Origin of the sequence: Bacillus sp. AR4-2 (assembly GCF_008274865.1) — a bacterium.
Taxonomy (GTDB): Bacteria; Bacillota; Bacilli; order Bacillales; family Bacillaceae_G; genus Bacillus_A; species Bacillus_A cereus.
Window position 1 is genome coordinate 3,790,567 of the sequence record NZ_CP031062.1, and the last position, 20,596, is coordinate 3,811,162.

The window sequence follows — 20,596 nt, forward strand, 5'->3', positions numbered from 1 at the left end:
AACACTCCGATCTATACTGTTCACAGAAAAAACGAACCCTTTATAAGGTTCGCACCAACTAATTTTTTATACATATACTATTATTACGCTTCTAAACGAATCATTTCAAGTCTTAACACTTCTAACTTTTGTACACACTCTTCTTTTTTCTGGTTATCATCTTCCATCATCGCATCATATAAAGTTGCTAATTCATAATCTAGCTCCAAACGTAGCACCGGTATTCTCTTTTCAGCATCTGTTCTCTTTAACGCATTAATCACCTGTCTCATATTATTTGCCTCCTCCCAATATTCGTCTGCCCTCGGACTAGAATTAATTCAATTTTCTGATTTTTTGTTTTATACTATACTATGTTGGATAAATCATCTATGCAACAAAATTATATTTTTTTATTTAAATTTTTTTGTGCTGTTTTTTTTATGAATAGTACAAGCTATGCTAAAATAAAAGCAAAATAGGAGTTGGAGGAACAATCATGACAATACAAACATTCAAGTCAACTGATTTTGATGTCTTTACAGTTGATGGTCTCGAAGAACGAATGAGTGCAATTAAAACGAACATTCATCCTAAGCTAGAAGCTTTAGGGGAACAATTTGCAGAATACTTATCCAAACAAACTGATGAGAACTTTTTTTATCATGTTGCAAAACACGCACGCCGCAAAGTCAATCCACCAAACGATACTTGGGTTGCTTTTTCAACAAATAAACGAGGATATAAAATGCTACCGCATTTCCAAATCGGCTTATGGGGTACTCATGCCTTCATATACTTTGGTTTAATCTATGAGTGTCCACAAAAAGTTGAGACGGCTCATGCCTTCTTAGAACATTTAAATGATTTAAAAACAAATATTCCAAATGACTTCGTTTGGTCCATTGACCATACTAAACCAAGTGTGAAATTACATAAAACACTTGAAACCGAAGACTTACAAAAGATGATTGAACGATTAGCTACTGTAAAAAAAGCAGAATTATTAGTTGGTATTCATATATCACCAGAGGAGTTTTCAGCAATGACCAACGAACAATTCCTTGCTAAGATTGAATCTACGATGCAATCACTCCTTCCTTTATATGCACTTTGTAATCGATAGTAGAAAACGGACAATTTATATTGTCCGTTTTTAGTTGTTATCACATTATATCACTTCAGTTTTTATTTTTCAAAATATTTTTTACATTTTTACAAGCTTTTGTTCTTCGACTTCTTTTGCCCTTTGAATAGCACGATATATAGAGTATCCACTTACTTCTTGAAATTCTTTATCAATTTTCTTTTCTTCTGCTTTCGATGGAACAATCTCTTTAAAACGACGATATAAACCCATTAACTCTTCTCTTATAATTCCTTTTTCATAAGCTTTCTCAATCGCTTCATAAAACTTCACCATTGTAACCATTTCCTCATTTGACCAATCATAATCTAACGGATATTGATATTCCATTTCGCACCTCATTTATCATTTCTTCTTGTTTCATTATGCTATCTTAAAGAGAATATTTTATTCTTCATTATAGCCACTCTGCATTATACACTATTTATTCATTTTAATGGAATTGTCTTCCTCTATTCATTAGTTGAGGCTAACTATTAAACATACTCACCTTAAAAAGATTTTTTTCTATACATCTATAATTATTGGTGATATAATGCTTTTGTTTTATAGAAAATAAAGTGAAGCTACCATCTCAAAAACGATTTTTTGAATGGCAGAAAAACAAGCCTTATTCTAAAAAGGGCTACACTTTTTTAGAGCAGGATTATATAAAACAAATTACACTAAATATTATGAAGAAGAAGGGGTGTATAGATTGTCCCAATACGAAACACCATTGTTTACCGCTTTAGTTGAGCACAGTAAGCGAAATCCAATTCAATTCCATATTCCTGGTCATAAAAAAGGACAGGGCATGGATCCTACATTTCGCGAATTTATTGGGCATAATGCATTAGCAATTGATTTAATTAATATTGCGCCACTCGATGATTTACATCATCCAAAAGGTATGATTAAAGAAGCACAAGATTTAGCAGCAGCCGCATTCGGTGCAGATCATACTTTCTTTTCTATTCAAGGTACAAGTGGCGCTATTATGACAATGGTGATGAGCGTTTGCGGTCCTGGTGACAAAATCCTAGTACCACGAAACGTGCATAAATCAGTAATGTCAGCTATTATTTTCTCAGGTGCAAAACCGATTTTCATGCATCCTGAAATCGATCCGAAGCTCGGTATTTCTCATGGAATCACAATTCAATCTGTCAAAAAAGCACTTGAAGAGCACTCAGATGCAAAGGGCTTACTTGTTATTAACCCAACGTACTTTGGGTTTGCTGCAGACTTAGAACAGATTGTACAATTAGCACATTCTTATGACATCCCTGTACTAGTCGACGAAGCTCATGGTGTTCATATTCATTTTCACGATGAATTACCTATGTCAGCGATGCAAGCTGGTGCGGATATGGCAGCAACAAGTGTTCACAAATTAGGAGGCTCTTTAACTCAAAGTTCTATTCTTAATGTGAAAGAAGGCTTAGTGAATGTAAAGCATGTCCAATCTATTATTAGCATGCTTACAACTACATCAACTTCTTACATCTTGTTAGCATCCCTTGATGTTGCGAGAAAACGTCTTGCTACAGAAGGAACAGCACTCATAGAACAAACAATACAATTAGCTGAGCATGTTCGTGATGCTATAAATTCTATTGAGCATCTTTACTGTCCTGGAAAAGAAATGTTAGGTACAGATGCTACCTTTAACTATGATCCTACAAAGATAATTGTATCTGTAAAAGATTTAGGTATTACCGGCCACCAAGCTGAAGTATGGCTTAGAGAGCAATATAACATTGAAGTAGAACTCTCAGATCTATACAACATACTATGTCTTATCACTTTGGGAGATACAGAAAGTGATACAAATACACTTATTGCAGCATTACAAGATTTAGCAGCAACATTTAGAAATAGGGCAGATAAAGGTGTTCAAGTACAAGTAGAGATTCCAGAAATTCCAGTGCTAGCACTTTCTCCTCGAGATGCTTTTTATTCGGAAACAGAAGTCATTCCATTTGAAAATGCAGCGGGTCGTATTATAGCTGATTTTGTTATGGTTTATCCGCCAGGGATTCCAATCTTTACTCCGGGGGAAATTATTACACAAGAAAACTTAGAGTATATTCGTAAAAACTTAGAAGCAGGTTTACCTGTACAAGGTCCTGAAGATATGACATTACAAACATTACGTGTTATTAAAGAGTACAAGCCTATCAGTTGATAGGCTTTTTTTCACCTTTTTTCCTTTTCTTCATACGATACTTAAGAATGTAACGTATAGGTGGGGATACTATTATGATTGTAATAGGCCGTTCTATTGTACATCCTTATATTACAAATGAATATGAGCCATTTGCAGCAGAGAAACAACAAATTTTATCAATAATGGCAGGAAATCAAGAAGTTTATTCCTTCCGAACAGCTGATGAACTCAGCTTTGATCTCAATTTACGAGTTAATATTATTATCTCTGCACTAGAGCTTTTTCAAAGTGGATTTCAGTTTCGTACATTTCAACAATCCTTTTGCAACCCCCAGTATTGGAAAAGAACGTCTCTTGGGGGATTCGAGCTTCTTCCAAACATACCACCTTCTATTGCCATACAGGATATTTTCAAAAACGGAAAACTATATGGAACTGAATGCGCAACCGCTATGATCATTATTTTTTATAAAGCTTTACTATCATTGTATGAGGAAGAAACTTTCAATCGTCTATTTGCAAACCTTTTACTTTATACATGGGACTACGACCAAGATCTAAGGCTTATAACAAAAAACGGTGGCGATCTTGTTCCAGGTGACCTCGTTTACTTTAAAAACCCACAAGTAAATCCAGCTACGATTGAATGGCAAGGAGAAAATACAATCTATTTAGGAAATTTCTTTTTTTACGGGCATGGCGTAGGTGTAAAAACAAAAGAAGAAATTATTTATTCATTAAATGAACGACGAGTCCCTTACGCTTTTATTTCAGCTTTCTTGACCGATACTATTACCCGTATCGATAGTCGTATAATGAGCCAATACGCTTCTTCTAGTACACCACAGACCTCCATAAGCTTTATTCCGATTAGGGATGATGCAATCGTTGCAACAGTTGGTCATACAACTACAATTTATTAAAAAAGCGCCTACACATGTAGGCGCTTTTTCTTATTATTAAGCTTTTGTATGTTCTTTATGGTCACATTCGCAATGAGATCCACATTTCCCGTATAGTACTGTTGATTTTTCATCTTCAAAATGTCCAATTGTTCCTTCACATACTTGGCATACGATTGTTCCCATTTTCATTTCCCCCTGAGTTTCAATAGTAATCTATCTATTTATTTATCATTAAGCTTTCGCATTATCTTTTCTAGCACAGTCACAATTTGTTCCGCATTTTCCGTAAAGTACCGTCGTTTTCTCATCTTCAAAATGTCCGATTGTTCCTTCACATACTTGGCATACGATTGTTCCCATTTTTCATTTCCCCCTAAGTTTATGGTCCTAAAAACTTTTAGCTGTCCATTTCCTATCAATTATTGGGCTTTTGTATGCTCTGTGTGATCACATCCGCAAGATCCACATTTCCCGTAAAGTACCGTTACTTTCTCATCTTCGAAGTGTGCAATTGTACCTTCACAATCTTGACATACGATTGTTCCCATTTTTCATTTCCCCCTAAGTTTATAATCCCAAAAACTTTTTGTAACCGCTTAACTTTCTGTCTTTATTTTAATATGTTATACTTTTTACGTCAATAGGTTTTTAGTATAACACATTAAATATTTTAAATTTAAATTAGTATGCGATATTCAAATAAAAAACAGCCATATTTATAAGTACGACTGTTTCACATTAATTATTCTTCATATTCCGCATGTAAAGAAGTTGACGGAACTAGAAATTTGAAAAACTGAGCTAACTCCTTTGCTTCCTCTTCTGATCCTAATTTAAAAATCTCCTGTATATATTGAACATTCTCTACATCATCTCGTCCGAGTAAAGTAGACCTTCCTGTTTGCATACAAACAATGAGCGGCTTTCCAAAAAACATATTTGTATAAATAACACCAAAATCATAACGTGTATCATGTGTCATAAACCCTAAAAATCGTACCTTCACACTTTCATGCTCATCATACAATTTTTCAAACATTGGTTTCCACCTTTCTACATCACGTTTCATTAATAGTATATTAAACAAAACATGTAATACTCCTTTTAATTGTCAAAAAATTCAGTAGGATGTAGAATGATAGTATTCTACTAAGTTAGGGGGAACTTATATGCAACACGCCTTTATTACGCTTGTACCGAAATCCAACCAACAATCAGTTTCAATAGATGATATAAAACAACTTTTTCATTATTATAAAACAGTTACTTCTAAAACTGGTGCCCAAATTAATTACACGTATACAAATACCGCTTTTCCTTATGAAATTTTAGATACATCTACAACAACATTAAAACTTCAATCCAATCACGACCGGTATGACTCAATTTATATTGGTGTTGGTATAGAAAATGAACAATCTTTCATCCAAGTTTCTTTACCACCTAATGCAACATTTGGTGACAAAGGGAAAGCAAATGAATTTTGCCGTTTTTTAGCGAAGAAATTAGAAGGAGAGTTACAATTATTTAATGGAAGAACAATGTATTTTTATAAACGCTAATTTAAAAAATAGATAATATGATTAAAAATAATATACAATTCGAACATGTAAGAAATAAAGCTTGCTTTCTTACGTGCAATACAAAATATGCTATTACATAGGCTAAATATAGAAATACGAAAAAAAGAATAACTTTATAATGAAACTTATCACCATTCGATAATGTTAATACAGTGGAAAAGCCACTCCATAGTAGTAAATGATAAAATATAACATGTAATATTTTCATGGAACCTTCTCCTTTGACATGCTCTATTTTATTAATATATGGGGTTACGTTTGAATCAATTACATATTATAGGATGATATATATTACCTTTGAAGTAAGTTAAGCCGGAATCATTTGTTAAAGTATTATACATTCATTCGACAAGTACGTTTAAAGACCTTGCAAGTCATTTGATGAAAATAAAAATAGCCCCTCTCTTACAATAAGAGAAGGGCTATTTACATTACTTAAATTATTTTACAATGTGAATTGGCATTCCAAGAGCAACTTCAGCTGCTTCCATTGTGATTTCACCTAATGTTGGGTGAGCATGGATTGTTTGAGCGATATCTTCAGCTGTCATTCCAGCTTCGATAGCTAAACCAATCTCAGAGATAATATCAGAAGCACCTGCACCTGCAACTTGAGCACCTACAAGAAGACCATCTTCTTTACGTGTTACAAGTTGTAAGAAACCGTCAGTGCTGTTTAATGATAATGCACGACCGTTAGCAGCGAATGGGAACTTAGATACAGTTACAGTCATTCCAGCTTCTTCAGCTTGTTTTTTAGTGTAACCAACAGATGCTAATTCTGGATCAGTGAAGCATACTGCAGGAATTCCGATGTAATCGATAGCTGATGCATGGCCACTAATTGCTTCTACAGCTACTTTACCTTCGTAAGAAGCTTTGTGAGCTAATGGTGGTCCAGGAACGATATCACCGATTGCATAGATGTTTGGTACATTTGTACGACATTGCTCATCGATTTCGATGATGCCGCGGTCAGTCATTTTAACTCCAACTTGCTCAAGACCGATTTCTTGAGTGTTTGGACGACGACCTACAGTTACTAATACGTAATCTGCTTCTACAGTTTGGATTTCACCTTTAACCTCAAAGCTAACTTTTACGCCAGTTTCTGTCTCTTCAACGCCTTTAGCCATAGCTTTTGTATGGATATTTACGTTACCTTTTTTCTGTAGAGCGCGTTTAACAACAGAGCTCATAGCTTTTTCGAAACCAGCTAAGATTTCGTCGCCAGCTTCTACTACAGTAACTTCTGTACCGAAGTTAGCATATGCAGTACCTAATTCCATACCGATGTAACCGCCGCCGATTACAACAAGTTTTTTAGGAATTTCAGGTAAGCTTAAAGCACCTGTAGAGTTGATAACACGTTTAGAGTATTTGAATCCTGGAATTTCGATTGGTGTAGAACCAGTTGCAAGAACAGCATTTTTAAACGTATAAGTTTGAGCTGCATCTTCAGTCATAACGCGTAATGTATTAGCATCTACGAAGTAAGCTTCACCGCGAATGATTTCAACTTTGTTACCTTTAAGAAGGCCTTCAACACCGCCAGTTAATTTCTTAACTACGCCGTTTTTCCATTCTTGAACTTTTGTAAAGTCAACTTTTACGTTTTCTGCAGTAATACCCATGTCATCAGAATGCATTGCATTCTCATAACGATGACCTGCATTGATTAACGCTTTTGAAGGAATACATCCAACGTTTAAGCATACGCCACCAAGGTTAGCTTTTTCAATGATTGCTACCTTTTGACCTAATTGTGCTGCACGAATTGCCGCAACGTATCCACCAGGACCTGCACCAACAACGACTGTATCTAATTCAATTGGGAAATCTCCTACTACCATTGTTATTACGCCTCCATTACTAATAATTGTGGGTCATTCAATAGACGTTTAATTTGGTTTAACGCTTTTTGAGCAGTTGCACCGTCAATTAAACGATGGTCAAAGCTTAGAGATAATGCTAATACTGGAGCTGCAACGATCTCACCGTTTTTCACAACTGGTTTTTCAGCGATACGGCCGATACCAAGGATTGCTACTTCTGGGTGGTTGATAACTGGAGTGAACCATTGTCCACCTGCAGAACCAATGTTTGTAATTGTGCAAGAAGCACCTTTCATTTCAGCTGGAGCTAGACGACCTTCACGTGCTTTACCAGCAAGATCATTGATCTCGTTAGAGATTGTGAAGATAGACTTACGATCTGTATCTTTAACAACTGGTACTAATAGACCTTTGTCTGTATCAGCTGCGATACCGATATTGAAGTAATGTTTATGAACTACTTCTTGAGATGCATCGTCTAAAGAAGTGTTTAACATTGGGTATTCACGTAATGCAGATGTTAAAGCTTTAACAACGTACGGAAGGTAAGTTAATTTAATACCTTTGTCAGCTGCTACTGCTTTGAACTTCTTACGGTGAGCAACAAGTTCTGTTACATCTACTTCGTCCATTAATGTTACGTGAGGAGCTGTGTGTTTAGAGTTAACCATTGCTTTCGCAATCGCTTTACGGATACCACTCATTTTCTCACGAGTTTCTGGATATTCACCAGCTGGGATTGGTTGTGCTTTTGGTGCTTCTTCTTTCGCTGCTGCTGGAGTAGCTTCTACTGCTGCTGGAGCCTCAGTTGCTGCTACAGTTTGTCCACCATTTGCAAATGCATCGATGTCAGCTTTTACGATACGGCCATTCTTACCAGTACCAGCTACTTTATGAATGTCTACACCTTTTTCACGAGCGTATTTACGAACAGATGGCATAGCGATTACGCGCTCATTTACTACTTCTGCAGTTGCTGCTGGAGTAGCTTCCGCTGCTGGAGCTTCTACTGCTGCTTCTTCAGCTTTTGGAGCTTCATCATGATCGTCACCTTTAAATTTAAGGTTTTCGTATCCAGGAGCATCAAATTTAATTAATGTATCTCCTACGATTGCAACTGTTCCTTCTTCTACAAGTACTTCAAGTACTTTACCTTTAACAGGAGAAGGGATTTCTACTACTGCTTTATCATTTTGTACTTCAAGAAGTACATCGTCTTCGTTTACTTCATCGCCTGGTTTAATAAACCATTTTACGATTTCACCTTCGTGGATACCTTCACCGATATCTGGTAGTTTAAATTCAAATGCCACGGAATTCAGCCCCCTGATTCATTTCATTATTATGGAATATGTACAAAAGAAACCAGCATGTGCTGATTTCTTTTGCACATGAAAAGCTAAAAATTAGAAGTTCATTACTTTGTTTACAGCTTCAACAATATCTTTGTGGTTTGGTAACCATACGCTCTCTGCTTGAGAGAATGGGAATACTGTATCAGCAGCTGCAACACGTACAACTGGAGCTTCTAAGTTTAAGATTGCACGGTCGTTAATTTCCGCTACAACGTTAGCTGCAATACCAGCTTGTTTTTGAGCTTCTTGAACTACAACTACGCGACCTGTTTTTTCAACAGAAGCGATGATTGTTTCGATATCTAATGGTTGAACTGTACGTAAGTCAACAACCTCTAAAGAGATACCTTCTTTTTCAAGTTCTTCAGCAGCTTTTAATGCAGCGTGAACCATAGCACCGTAAGCGATAACAGATACATCTGTACCTTCACGTTTGATATCAGCTTTACCTAAATCAATTGTGTAATCACCTTCTGGTACCTCTTGACGGAATGAACGGTACAATTTCATATGCTCTAAGTAGATAACTGGATCGTTGTCACGAATCGCAGAGATTAAAAGACCTTTAGCATCGTATGGAGTAGATGGAATAACAACTTTTAGACCAGGTTGTTGAGCCACTAATCCTTCTAAGCTATCAGCATGAAGTTCAGGAGTATGAACACCACCACCGAATGGAGAACGAACTGTTACTGGAGCAGTCCAACGTCCACCAGAACGGTAACGCATACGAGCTAATTGACCAGAAATTGAATCCATTACTTCATAAACGAAACCGAAGAATTGGATTTCTGGAACTGGACGGAATCCTTCAAGTGCAAGACCAACTGCAAGTCCACCAATACCAGACTCTGCAAGTGGAGTATCCATTACACGATCTTCACCAAATTCAGCTTGTAAACCTTCAGTAGCACGGAATACACCGCCGTTTACACCAACGTCTTCACCAAATACAAGTACGTTAGGGTCATTTTTCATTTCAACGCGTAAAGCATCAGTGATTGCTTGAATCATTGTCATTTGAGCCATGGCTTACTTCGACTCCTTTTCTTTGTAGATTTCATATTGTTCAGCTAAGTTGTAAGGCATTTTTTCGTACATGATTTCCATTAAATCAGTTACTTTTTGTTTTGGAGCTTGGTCAGCCTTAGCAATTGCTTGTTTGATATCTTCTTTTGCTTCTTCGATTACTGTCTCTTCAACTTCTTGAGACCATAGGCCTTTAGCTTCTAAGAACTTACGGAAGCGTACGATTGGGTCTTTTTGTTCCCATTCGTTTTCGATATCTTTTGTACGGTAACGAGTTGGGTCATCACCAGCCATTGTATGTGGACCGTAACGGAATGTTAAAGTCTCGATTAAAGTAGGGCCTTCGCCATTTACTGCGCGCTCACGAGCGAAAGCAGTTGCTGCGTATACAGCTAATGGATCCATACCGTCTACTTGAATTCCGTAAATACCTGCTGCTACTGCTTTTTGTGCTACAGTTTTAGCTGCAGATTGCTTTTCTACTGGAGTAGAGATTGCATAACGGTTGTTTTGAACAACGAAGATTGCTGGAGCTTTGAATGCACCTGCAAAGTTCATACCTTCGTAGAAGTCACCTTGTGAAGCACCACCGTCACCAGTGTAAGTAATTGCAACAGATTTTTTACCACGTAGTTTCATACCTAACGCAACACCAGCAGTTTGGATGATTTGCGCACCGATAATGATCTGTGGAGCTAATGCATTTACATTCTCAGGCATTTGGTTACCCATGAAGTGTCCACGAGAGAATAAGAATGCTTGGTATAATGGTAATCCGTGCCATACTAATTGTGGTACATCACGGTATCCTGGTAAGATGAAGTCTTCTGCTTCAAGTGCGAAATGACTTGCTAATTGAGAAGCTTCTTGTCCAGCTGTAGGTGCGTAGAAACCTAAACGTCCTTGACGGTTTAAAGAAATAGAACGTTGATCTAATACGCGAGTATACACCATACGACGCATTAATTCTTTTAATTGATCATCAGATAATTCAGGCATAGCTGCTTCATTCACAACTTCACCGTTTTCATTTAAAATTTGTAATGTTTCAAATTGAGCTGCGATAGCTTTCATTTGCTCATCAACATTAAATAGGGTCTTTTTTGTTTTAGTACCCATTCCGTTCACCTCTTCCTCTCTTGAACCATATTCTGAAACGCTTTCACTGGCTATTTTCCAGTTTAAAAAGCGCAACGATGTAAACCAACATGTTTGTATGTCGGTTGAGAATAATTTTGTGTACCTAACAATCTGTACTAATGTTTTTTCAGAAACATATTAATACAATCTTGATCACGTTTTTTAGTTTACAACTATTCTAATTACGATGTCAATTACTTTGAATACGTTTTTTTATAAATAATATGCAGGTTTCTACTACACAAACGTGTTTTTATTTTTTACATCTGTATTAGTAAGCATTGACCTACTGTTATATTATTCCCTTTTTCACTTATTTTTTCTCTTAGAATAATATGTAAACGATTTAATTCTCTTTAGTTTTTCTCTCTTCGTAACAAAAATATACAAACTACTCTTCCTTTTTTAGGTAAATACCTATACATTTCTACCCTCTCTTCCATACATTATAGTAACCGCAGTATTAGCGGGAAATGATAAAGGAGGTCATCTCATGTACGGATACTCATATTGCTATCCAACTTGTTCATATCCTTCCTACGGTTATGGCGGTTCTTGTGGCGGGTCTGGACGCGGCTTCGCCTTAATCGTTGTGTTGTTTATTCTTTTAATTATCGTTGGTGCTGCTTGCATTCGCTAATTGTAAAACGAAACAACTATGGAAAGAAAAAGACGGCTTTGCCGTCTTTTTCTTTTTATCACATACATAACTACTCTATAATAGAACGATTTCCAAAATGCCTTCCCTTTCTTGCCGATGACTTTTTCCATCTCCTTTGGTAGACTAAAGAGGAAAGGAGAGATTACATATGCTTACAATGAAAGATGTTATTCGCGAAGGAGATCCTATTTTGCGCAACGTTGCAGAAGAGGTGTCCTTACCGGCAAGCGAAGAAGATACAACTACCTTAAAAGAAATGATTGAATTCGTAATAAATAGCCAAGATCCTGAAATGGCTGAAAAATATAGTTTACGCCCTGGAATCGGATTAGCGGCTCCGCAAATCGGTGTTTCAAAAAAAATGATTGCAGTTCATGTAACCGATGCGGATGGTACATTATATAGCCATGCATTATTCAATCCAAAAATCATTAGCCATTCTGTTGAACGTACATATTTACAGGGTGGTGAAGGCTGTCTATCTGTAGACCGCGAAGTACCTGGTTATGTTCCTCGTTATACAAGAATTACAGTAAAAGCAACTTCTATTAACGGAGAAGAAGTAAAATTACGTTTAAAAGGTTTACCAGCAATCGTATTCCAACACGAGATTGATCATTTAAATGGCGTTATGTTCTATGACCATATCAATAAAGAAAATCCTTTTGCCGCTCCTGATGATTCCAAACCTCTAGAGCGATAATAATAAAAAGGCGGAAGTTAATCTTCCGCCTTTTTATTATGAAATGGGTTCCATATTCACTTATAGCAATCCAGCCCACTTTAGTCCATGATATATACCGTCTTCATTAACATCCTTTGTCACATGATTTGCAAGTTTTTTCAAGTCTTCATGGCCATTTCCCATCACAATACCTGTGCCAACGGCTTCGATCATTTCTAAATCATTTAAGCCATCTCCAAATGCATACACTTGATCACGATTAAAACCTAACTTTTCAATGTATTTCTCAATTCCTTTTGCCTTAGAACCACCATTCGGAATGATATCCATTGAATATGCATGCCAACGAATAAAATGGAAATCTGGATAATGATTAATAAACTTTTCCTCTTCATTTACTTCACAAAAAAGTAGTGTTTGATAAATATTACGTTCCTCATAAAAATTAGGCTCATATGCTGGATGCTCAAAGTTTAAGCTTCCAAAGCCTTCTTTCACATAATCATGATATTCCACTGATGCTCTCATATCTTGATGGTCAAGATATACAAGTGGATATCCTTCTTGTTTTGCAAACTGAGTAAACTTATGTAAAGCATCTGGATGTAACGGATTATTAAATATTACCTCATCTTCAAAGACAACATATTGTCCATTAAAACTAACATAATTATGTATATCAAGTTCCTTACGAATATCTTCGAACATAAATGGCGCGCGCCCTGTCGCAATTGCTACATGTACACCTTTTTCTTGTAACTGTTTTACTGCATCTCGTGTAGATTGCGGAATTTTTTTATCATGATCTAATAATGTTCCATCAATATCAAAAAAGACAATTTTATCATTCATTTGTCAAAATCCTTTCTGAGACTCTATATTCCTATTTTGAATATCACTTTTCAAATTCTAAAAAAAAGTATAACATATTAAACATCTGTGAAGAAAGCGTTCCCTTTCTGACCTTATTTGTAAACTTTGCATATATATATTAGTAAAACATGTAGATACTTGTTCGGATGAATTTTCTTTTCCATTCTTCCTCATACTATACCTATAACTAACGGCTACTGATCGTTACTATAGAATAACTTTCACTGTATGGGAAAGGACAAGATTCACCATTCACTTTTGTCCTATCTCTTATATCAGAGATAGAGTTTTCACTAGTAATAGGCATGTTTAAAATAAGGAAAGGAAGGAGTAATCATGCTGAAGAAGCTGAAGAAAAAGCTCAAGCGTTATTTAAATGGTCTAGTCCGTAAAAAGACAGTCGCTTAAATTGTGCCCATTTCGGGCTTTTTCTTCATTCTCATTCGAAAAAACATGAAAATCGTGACTGTTTGCTTTATAATAAGTAACAGATAATGCAAAACATAGACAAGGAGAGGTTTTCCAAATGATTTTTAAAGTATTTTATCAAGAAAAATTAACTGAGGTTCCAGTACGTGAAAATACAAAAGTTTTATATTTAGAGGCTACGTCTGAAAAGGATGTTCGTACAAAATTAAATAAGTTCGCATATAATATCGAGTTTGTTCAGTCTGTTACTGGCGCTCATCTTGAATATGAAAAAGAAAACGCTGATTTAACATTAGCGGAAATCGTATAGCGATATGAAATTTCTAAAAAACGACCAAGTTGCTGTATTTGCTCTCGGTGGGCTTGGTGAAATCGGTAAAAATACATACGCTGTTCAATTTCAAGATGAAATTATTATAATTGATGCTGGAATTAAATTTCCAGAGGACGAACTTCTCGGAATCGATTATGTAATACCAGACTACACTTATTTTGTGCGAAACGAAGATAAAATTAAAGGGTTATTCATTACACATGGTCACGAAGATCATATCGGCGGAATCCCTTACCTATTACGTCAAGTGAACATTCCAATTTACGGCGGAAAATTAGCAATTGCACTCATCAAAAACAAATTAGAAGAACACGGCTTACTTCGTAAAGCAAAACTTTACGAGATTCAAGAAGATGACGTTATTAAATTCAAAAAAACGTCTGTATCCTTCTTCCGTACAACTCACAGTATTCCAGATTCGTACGGCGTTGTTGTGAAAACACCTCAAGGTCAAGTTGTTCATACAGGTGACTTCAAATTTGACTTCACACCAGTTGGTGAACCAGCTGATTTAACAAAAATGGCTGAAATCGGTAAAGATGGCGTACTATGTCTATTATCTGATAGTACGAACAGTGAAGTTCCAAACTTTACTATGTCTGAGCGTCGCGTTGGTGATAGCATTCAAGACATTTTCCGTAAAGTAGAAGGACGGATTATATTCGCAACCTTTGCATCAAATATTCACCGCTTACAACAAGTTGTTGAAGCTGCTGTTGAAAACAACCGTAAAGTAGCTGTGTTTGGTCGAAGTATGGAAGCAGCGATTGAAATTGGACAAAACCTTGGTTATATTCGTTGCCCGAAAGATACATTCATAGATGCATCTCAACTAAACCGCTTACCAGCTAATAAAGTTGTTATTTTATGTACAGGTAGTCAAGGTGAACCGATGGCAGCACTTTCACGTATTGCAAACGGTACACACCGCCAAATTCAAATTATTCCTGGAGATACAGTTGTTTTCTCTTCTTCACCAATTCCAGGAAATACAATTAGCGTAAGTCGTACAATTAACATGTTGTACCGCGCTGGCGCTGATGTAATTCATGGGAAACTTTCAAATATCCATACAAGTGGACACGGTGGACAAGAAGAACAAAAATTAATGTTACGTCTAATTAAACCGAAGTACTTCATGCCAATTCATGGTGAATATCGTATGCAGCGTATGCACATGAACATAGCAAATGATTGTGGCATCCCTGAAGAAAATTGCTTCATTATGGATAATGGCGATGTTCTTGCTTTACGTTCGGATGAAGCTAGCGTAGCTGGAAAAATCCCATCTGGTTCGGTCTACATTGATGGAAACGGTATTGGAGATATTGGCAATATCGTATTACGCGATCGTCGTATCCTTTCTGAAGAAGGACTTGTAATTGTAGTTGTAAGCATTGATATGAAAGAATTTAAAGTTGCAGCAGGACCTGATATCATCTCACGCGGTTTCGTTTACATGCGTGAAAGTAGCGATTTAATCAATGATGCACAAACATTAATTACAACTCATTTAGAAAAAGTAATGGAGCGTAAAACAACACAATGGTCTGAAATTAAAAATGAAATTACAGACACATTAGCTCCATTCCTATATGAGAAAACGAAACGCCGTCCAATGATTTTACCAATCATTATGGAAATATAAAAAAAAGGACAATGCCATGAAGGCATTGTCCTTTTCTTTTCTCTTATCTTAAAAAGTGTTTAAATCGATCCACTTCATCGTCATGACCAATGACAATTAATATATCTCCTGCTTGAATATTCTCCGTAGCTCGAGGGGATACGATAACTTCTTTGCCTCGTTTAATTGCTACAATATTCAATCCAAACTTCGCACGAATATCTAATTCAATTAAAGAGTGCCCATCAATTTTTTTATTCGCAATAATCTCTACAATACTATGCTCATCTGAAAGCTCAAGGTAGTCTAGCACATTGCTTGATGCAATATTATTAGCAATCCTTTTTCCCATATCACGTTCTGGATGCACAATATGATCTGCACCTATTTTACTTAACACTTTTTCATGATAATCATTTTGAGCTTTTACAGTAATATTTTTTACACCCAACTCTTTCAAAATCAAAGTCGTTAAAATACTTGAATTTAAATTATCTCCAATAGCAACGACTACGTGATCAAAATTTCGAATACCAAGGCTTTTTAATACCATCTCATCTGTTGAATCTGCAATTACAGCATGCGAAGCTATATTTGCAAATTCATTAATTTTATCCTCATCTGAATCGATTGCCATTACTTCCATTCCTAATTGAGCTAGTTCTCGGCAAATACTTCCACCAAAGCGACCAAGTCCAATGACAGCAAATTCTTTTTCTTTCTCACCCACGGGAATTCCTCCAATAACTTCAAGTACTATTTATTTTCAGTGTAACACACTTTATATGCGTCACAAAAACTATGATTAGCTCTTATTTTTGTTTTTGTATATAAAAATATTGTTGCAAGTAAAAAGCGATACCAACAAGTAGCATAGCAAATACAAATATATTTCCAAAAGAACTAAATGTTTCAAAAACGAATAATAATGTTTCTTGACCAAAAAAGGCAAATAGAAGCTGTGTGAATGCAAATAACAACGCCCATATGTAATGATGTTGATGGAATAAATAATGCGTTGCACCTAAAAAAGCAATAAACGAAAAGATAAAGATCCACCAATTTTCTAAAAATAGTTGCCAATTAGAAAATTGATATCCATTTACTAATATCGCAATAAGCGCGATAACTACCATCGTCGGCACACTCCAAAATAATGCCCGTCCTCTAAAGAAACGAGTGCCTTTAACATCTCCTTTTTCATGTGCAATATACGTTAGTACTACTGTGCTTATATACAAAACAGAAAGAATTGTTAAAACGATAATAAGCCAAAAATGTAATTGATAATATTCATGCTCTATATTTGTCACGATTGCAGCTAACATGCACGGAATTAACATTCCCGTCCAACCATCTACTTTTCTTTCATTCCAAAAGACCGTATTACCAATCCTTATTCCTAACAACATAAAAATAATGATACCCAATACAAATAACGTAGTTTTATTCCCTACTAAACTCGTTGAAAAAGCAATTAATCCAATAAATAAAAAGAGCACAAACCCATTCATAATTTCTAGTACAGGTGATAAATATCTCTTCACCCATTTGTATGTTTCGTCATATTCATTATTATCTACTAGACGATAGGCATAAAAACTTATCCCAAAATAAACCGCCGCAATAATAACATACGCATATAAGACGAAACATAAAATCGCACTGCTAATTTGCACGTAATTCCCCACCCTTTTTTCTATGTTTCACATTGATTTTACACACTTTTCATACTAAAAGTAAACATATATAAGTTAGTCAAATAATTAATAATGAGCAGTGGCTAAACCCCCTGCTCATTATTAAAACAGTACAATTAACTTTAATTCTTCCATTTGTATATAAATGTCTAAAATCAATCTATACGAGCGTTACTTACACCTCAGAACAAAAAGTTTTTTGGAACCTTCAAGAAAGTGGAAGTTTTATTTTCTATTCCCTTTCCACTTTACATATTGGCTTAAAAATGTAATTGCCTTTTCAATCACTTCTTCGTCTGGTTTTAATTTTGCATGATGTAAACCATATTCTGAATTTACTCCAAGCCAAAACATAAATCCAGGGATTTCTCGAAGCATATAACCAAAATCTTCACCCGTCATTGCCTCAGTACATGTAATAACATTCATATCAGTTTGTTTATGTACAAATTCCATAAACTCTCTCGTTAACTCTTCATGGTTATATACTTGATGATACATTGCTCCGTAATCTATAATCGCCTCACACTGGAAAGAAGCTTCGATACCTGCAACAATTGACTCAATTCTGCTTTTCACACGCTTCATTGATTCCACTGATAATGTTCGAATCGTTCCTTCTAAACGAGATTTTTCTGCAATAATATTTTGAACCGTACCACCAGTAATTTTCCCGATTGTAATTACTGCACTATCAAGAGGATTTACATTGCGACTAATAACGGATTGAAGCTGTGTAACAAGATGACTCGCTGCAACAATCATGTCATTTGCAGTATGCGGATAGGCAGCATGGCCACCTTTCCCTTTTAAATCAATATATAATTCTGAAGTATTGGCAAATAACAGTCCTTCTTTCGTTGCAATTGTCCCCACAGCGTATTCTGGTGCAATATGAAGACCAAGAATTATATTCGGTTTCCATTCTTTTAACTCTTCACTTTCTAACATAGGAAGAGCACCGCCTGGTCCTTCTTCTGCTGGCTGGAATAGAAATACAAGGTCATCATCTATTCTTTCGCTCACAGCTTTCGTTAGAAGGCCTAAACCGATTGTTGTATGTACATCATGGCCACATGCATGCATCATTCCTTCATGAATAGAAGCAAACTCGTATCCAGTTTCCTCTGTAATTGGTAAACCGTCTATATCTGCACGATAACCTATTATTTTTTCGGGATTTTTTCCATTTACTTTAACGATTACACCCGTTTTCCATGTCTTCACTTCCACAAATTCATGAGAAAGTGTTCCTATATAATCTAAAATATACTGTTGTGTTTTCCATTCCTTAAATCCGATTTCTGGAATTCTATGTAGATCTCTACGAATTTGGACAAATTTGCTTACTGTCATTTTTGCACCTCTATCTATAAAAAGCGTAAGAGCCCATTTACGCTCTTACGCTTTTTTTACTTTTTATTTCTCTGGGTTTAATTGACGAAGCTCTTGTTTAATTTCTGTTTTTGCTTTTGTCTTCTCATCAATTTCTTTGATTACACGTGCTGGAGTACCTGCAACAACTGTGTATGGAGGTACATCTTCTGTTACAACAGCTCCCGCTGCTACAACTGCACCTTTACCTACTGTAACACCCTCTAAAACAACTACATTTGCACCGATTACTACATCATCTTCAACGATAACTGGTTTTGCAGAAGGTGGCTCAATAACACCTGCAAGTACAGCACCTGCACCTACGTGACAGTTTTTACCGACTGTTGCACGTCCACCAAGTACTGCGTTCATGTCGATCATAGAACCTTCACCAATTACAGCACCAATGTTAATTGTTGCATTCATCATAATTACAGCGTTGTCACCAATTTCAACATGGTCACGAATAATAGCACCTGGCTCGATGCGAGCTTTAATACCTTTTAAATCAAGCATTGGGATTGCAGAATTACGACGATCGTTTTCTACAACGTAGTCAACGATGTGCTTATTATTCTCATCAAGAATTGTCTTAATTTCAGACCATTCTCCGAATAATACACCTGATTTTTTATTCACAAATGCTTGTACTGTTTCAGGGAATGTTACTTCTTTTAAATCCCCTTTTATGTATACCTTTACAGGAGTTTTCTTTTCACTTTTTTGAATAAACGAAATAATTTCGTTAGCGTCCATCATTTTCATTCTTGTTGCCTCCTAAATCCATTTATAATGTTACTCTACCAAACGAAAGAGCGAGTAGCAAGATAATAATCTTATTTTTCCCTTTGAATTTCTTCTATAATTTCTAAAAATGCTTGTACTTGCTTCAACTGCCTTGCCGAGTCACTTGTTAACAACCATGTTTCTCTCGTCAGTTGAACAGGTGTTTTATACATATTTTCCTGTACTTCCTTTAAAACAGTAGAAGGTAAAAGGGCATAACCTATACCATTTAAAACAAGTTGTTTACATGTTTCAATTTGGTCAACTACAATCGTTCGCTTAGGCGGATTAGAAAATAAACCATACCACCAATTTTGTATTTGTCCATAATAAGTCGAGTCACTTTTAAATTGAATGAACGGCCTATTTGTTTCTTTTAACATCGAAATATCTTTTATTTCTTTATCAACTAAATACAGTTCATCTTCAAATAATTGTTGCTTCTGACCTTTATATTCTTGTGTTCCCCTCAGTATAGCAACATGCACGTCTCCTTCATAAAACTGCTTTTGCACTTCACTACTCCATCCAGTAAACAGCGATATCTTTACAGAAGGATATTTATGCACAAACTTTTTCAAAACAGGAGGGAGCCAATATTGACCAATAACTGATGCAACAGCTATTTTTAACGTTCCATGAGTTTCCGTTCTGAAAACAGCCAGCTCACTTTTTATATCTTCTTCCCTTTGCAACATTTCTTTGGCATAATTTGCAACTTTTTCCCCTTCAGGTGTAATTGTCAATCCTTTTTGTGAGCGAATAAAAAACTTCATTCCCCATTGTTTCTCCATAGATTGTAATCGTTGACTCAGCGCAGGTTGGGAAACAAATAAACGTTCCGCCGCTTTTCTCATATTTGATTCCTGAGCTAACACAACCATCATTTGAAAATCATCAATTTGCAACTTTCTCCCTCTTTCCTTAGCTTCCATACACCTTATTTCAATAAGCTTTTCATCCTTAATTTATCCGAATGCTTTCATTCAGAAAATACAA

General features: G+C 35.9%; 25 protein-coding genes. 8 read left to right on the forward strand and 17 right to left on the reverse strand.

The genetic code is table 11. The annotated features are described in order from the left end of the window. Positions 1-83 precede the first annotated feature (83 nt). Positions 84-272, reverse strand: a complete 189-nt coding sequence (locus tag DN399_RS19405) for a hypothetical protein (protein WP_001250165.1) — start codon at positions 270-272, stop codon at positions 84-86. A 206-nt stretch (positions 273-478) separates the two neighbouring features. Here DN399_RS19405 and DN399_RS19410 point away from each other — a divergent pair, with 206 nt between their 5' ends. Then, positions 479-1,105, forward strand: a complete 627-nt coding sequence (locus tag DN399_RS19410; RefSeq protein ID WP_000155317.1) for a YktB family protein — start codon at positions 479-481, stop codon at positions 1,103-1,105. An 81-nt stretch (positions 1,106-1,186) separates the two neighbouring features. Here DN399_RS19410 and DN399_RS19415 read toward each other — a convergent pair whose 3' ends face one another. Continuing rightward, positions 1,187-1,456: a UPF0223 family protein gene (locus DN399_RS19415; RefSeq protein WP_000456562.1), complete on the reverse strand. Its 270-nt coding sequence runs from the start codon at positions 1,454-1,456 to the stop codon at positions 1,187-1,189. Positions 1,457-1,823: 367 nt separating this feature from the next. On the opposite strand from DN399_RS19415, the gene speA reads away from it, so the two are divergent. After that, a complete protein-coding gene (speA, locus tag DN399_RS19420) occupies positions 1,824-3,296 on the forward strand; it encodes an arginine decarboxylase (RefSeq protein ID WP_000084899.1) in 1,473 nt (490 codons plus the stop codon). Between the two features lie 74 nt (positions 3,297-3,370). Further along, positions 3,371-4,201, forward strand: a complete 831-nt coding sequence (locus DN399_RS19425) for a protein-glutamine gamma-glutamyltransferase (protein WP_000635337.1) — start codon at positions 3,371-3,373, stop codon at positions 4,199-4,201. Positions 4,202-4,237: 36 nt separating this feature from the next. Here the strand turns inward: DN399_RS19425 and DN399_RS19430 are convergent, their stop codons facing one another. From DN399_RS19430 to DN399_RS19445, 4 genes are all read right to left on the reverse strand, one after another. Continuing rightward, entirely contained in the window at positions 4,238-4,366 is a 129-nt protein-coding gene (locus DN399_RS19430) for a GapA-binding peptide SR1P (RefSeq protein WP_000536796.1), read from the reverse strand. Positions 4,367-4,414: 48 nt separating this feature from the next. Then, a complete protein-coding gene (locus DN399_RS19435; protein WP_000536803.1) occupies positions 4,415-4,543 on the reverse strand; it encodes a GapA-binding peptide SR1P in 129 nt (42 codons plus the stop codon). A 59-nt stretch (positions 4,544-4,602) separates the two neighbouring features. After that, a complete protein-coding gene (locus DN399_RS19440) occupies positions 4,603-4,731 on the reverse strand; it encodes a GapA-binding peptide SR1P (RefSeq protein WP_000536778.1) in 129 nt (42 codons plus the stop codon). 194 nt (positions 4,732-4,925) lie between these two features. Continuing rightward, positions 4,926-5,222 carry a DUF3055 domain-containing protein gene (locus tag DN399_RS19445; protein WP_000462038.1) on the reverse strand — a complete coding sequence of 99 codons (297 nt, stop codon included), beginning with the start codon at positions 5,220-5,222 and terminating at the stop codon, positions 4,926-4,928. Positions 5,223-5,352: 130 nt separating this feature from the next. On the opposite strand from DN399_RS19445, the gene DN399_RS19450 reads away from it, so the two are divergent. Then, positions 5,353-5,745 carry a DUF1885 family protein gene (locus DN399_RS19450; protein WP_001163299.1) on the forward strand — a complete coding sequence of 131 codons (393 nt, stop codon included), beginning with the start codon at positions 5,353-5,355 and terminating at the stop codon, positions 5,743-5,745. Position 5,746: 1 nt separating this feature from the next. On the opposite strand, the gene DN399_RS19455 is transcribed toward DN399_RS19450, so the two are convergent. The 5 genes from DN399_RS19455 to pdhA form a co-directional block, all read right to left on the reverse strand. Next, positions 5,747-5,974 (reverse strand): hypothetical protein, encoded by a 228-nt coding sequence (locus DN399_RS19455; protein ID WP_000697469.1) that lies wholly within the window; start codon positions 5,972-5,974, stop codon positions 5,747-5,749. Positions 5,975-6,206: 232 nt separating this feature from the next. Then, complete coding sequence (lpdA, locus tag DN399_RS19460) at positions 6,207-7,619, reverse strand: dihydrolipoyl dehydrogenase (protein WP_000260104.1); 1,413 nt, start codon at positions 7,617-7,619, stop codon at positions 6,207-6,209. A gap of 5 nt (positions 7,620-7,624) precedes the next feature. Beyond that, positions 7,625-8,914, reverse strand: a complete 1,290-nt coding sequence (gene pdhC, locus DN399_RS19465; protein ID WP_000863419.1) for a pyruvate dehydrogenase complex dihydrolipoyllysine-residue acetyltransferase — start codon at positions 8,912-8,914, stop codon at positions 7,625-7,627. A 93-nt stretch (positions 8,915-9,007) separates the two neighbouring features. Beyond that, positions 9,008-9,985 (reverse strand): pyruvate dehydrogenase complex E1 component subunit beta, encoded by a 978-nt coding sequence (gene pdhB, locus DN399_RS19470; protein ID WP_000068168.1) that lies wholly within the window; start codon positions 9,983-9,985, stop codon positions 9,008-9,010. A 3-nt stretch (positions 9,986-9,988) separates the two neighbouring features. Beyond that, complete coding sequence (pdhA, locus tag DN399_RS19475; RefSeq protein WP_000536895.1) at positions 9,989-11,104, reverse strand: pyruvate dehydrogenase E1 component subunit alpha; 1,116 nt, start codon at positions 11,102-11,104, stop codon at positions 9,989-9,991. Positions 11,105-11,618: 514 nt separating this feature from the next. Here pdhA and DN399_RS19480 point away from each other — a divergent pair. After that, positions 11,619-11,765, forward strand: a complete 147-nt coding sequence (locus DN399_RS19480) for a YjcZ family sporulation protein (protein ID WP_000274562.1) — start codon at positions 11,619-11,621, stop codon at positions 11,763-11,765. Positions 11,766-11,934: 169 nt separating this feature from the next. Continuing rightward, positions 11,935-12,489: a peptide deformylase gene (gene def / locus DN399_RS19485; protein WP_000957048.1), complete on the forward strand. Its 555-nt coding sequence runs from the start codon at positions 11,935-11,937 to the stop codon at positions 12,487-12,489. 60 nt (positions 12,490-12,549) lie between these two features. Here the strand turns inward: def and DN399_RS19490 are convergent, their stop codons facing one another. After that, a complete protein-coding gene (locus DN399_RS19490) occupies positions 12,550-13,323 on the reverse strand; it encodes a Cof-type HAD-IIB family hydrolase (RefSeq protein WP_000998268.1) in 774 nt (257 codons plus the stop codon). A gap of 547 nt (positions 13,324-13,870) precedes the next feature. Here DN399_RS19490 and DN399_RS19500 point away from each other — a divergent pair. Together DN399_RS19500 and rnjA are read left to right on the forward strand one after the other, a co-directional pair. Continuing rightward, a complete protein-coding gene (locus tag DN399_RS19500; protein WP_000576435.1) occupies positions 13,871-14,083 on the forward strand; it encodes a DNA-dependent RNA polymerase subunit epsilon in 213 nt (70 codons plus the stop codon). A 4-nt stretch (positions 14,084-14,087) separates the two neighbouring features. After that, complete coding sequence (gene rnjA / locus DN399_RS19505; protein WP_000670377.1) at positions 14,088-15,755, forward strand: ribonuclease J1; 1,668 nt, start codon at positions 14,088-14,090, stop codon at positions 15,753-15,755. Positions 15,756-15,798: 43 nt separating this feature from the next. Here the strand turns inward: rnjA and DN399_RS19510 are convergent, their stop codons facing one another. The 5 genes from DN399_RS19510 to DN399_RS19530 form a co-directional block, all read right to left on the reverse strand. Further along, on the reverse strand, positions 15,799-16,464 hold the full coding sequence (locus tag DN399_RS19510; RefSeq protein ID WP_000504032.1) for a potassium channel family protein: 666 nt from the start codon (positions 16,462-16,464) through the stop codon (positions 15,799-15,801). A gap of 82 nt (positions 16,465-16,546) precedes the next feature. Continuing rightward, positions 16,547-17,413 (reverse strand): cytochrome c oxidase assembly protein, encoded by an 867-nt coding sequence (locus DN399_RS19515; protein WP_001167324.1) that lies wholly within the window; start codon positions 17,411-17,413, stop codon positions 16,547-16,549. Positions 17,414-17,659: 246 nt separating this feature from the next. Further along, positions 17,660-18,790, reverse strand: a complete 1,131-nt coding sequence (locus tag DN399_RS19520; protein ID WP_000218672.1) for an N-acetyldiaminopimelate deacetylase — start codon at positions 18,788-18,790, stop codon at positions 17,660-17,662. Between the two features lie 63 nt (positions 18,791-18,853). Continuing rightward, positions 18,854-19,576, reverse strand: a complete 723-nt coding sequence (dapD, locus tag DN399_RS19525; RefSeq protein ID WP_000783241.1) for a 2,3,4,5-tetrahydropyridine-2,6-dicarboxylate N-acetyltransferase — start codon at positions 19,574-19,576, stop codon at positions 18,854-18,856. A gap of 71 nt (positions 19,577-19,647) precedes the next feature. Beyond that, entirely contained in the window at positions 19,648-20,532 is an 885-nt protein-coding gene (locus tag DN399_RS19530) for a transcriptional regulator CcpC (protein ID WP_001987174.1), read from the reverse strand. Positions 20,533-20,596: the final 64 nt, after the last annotated feature.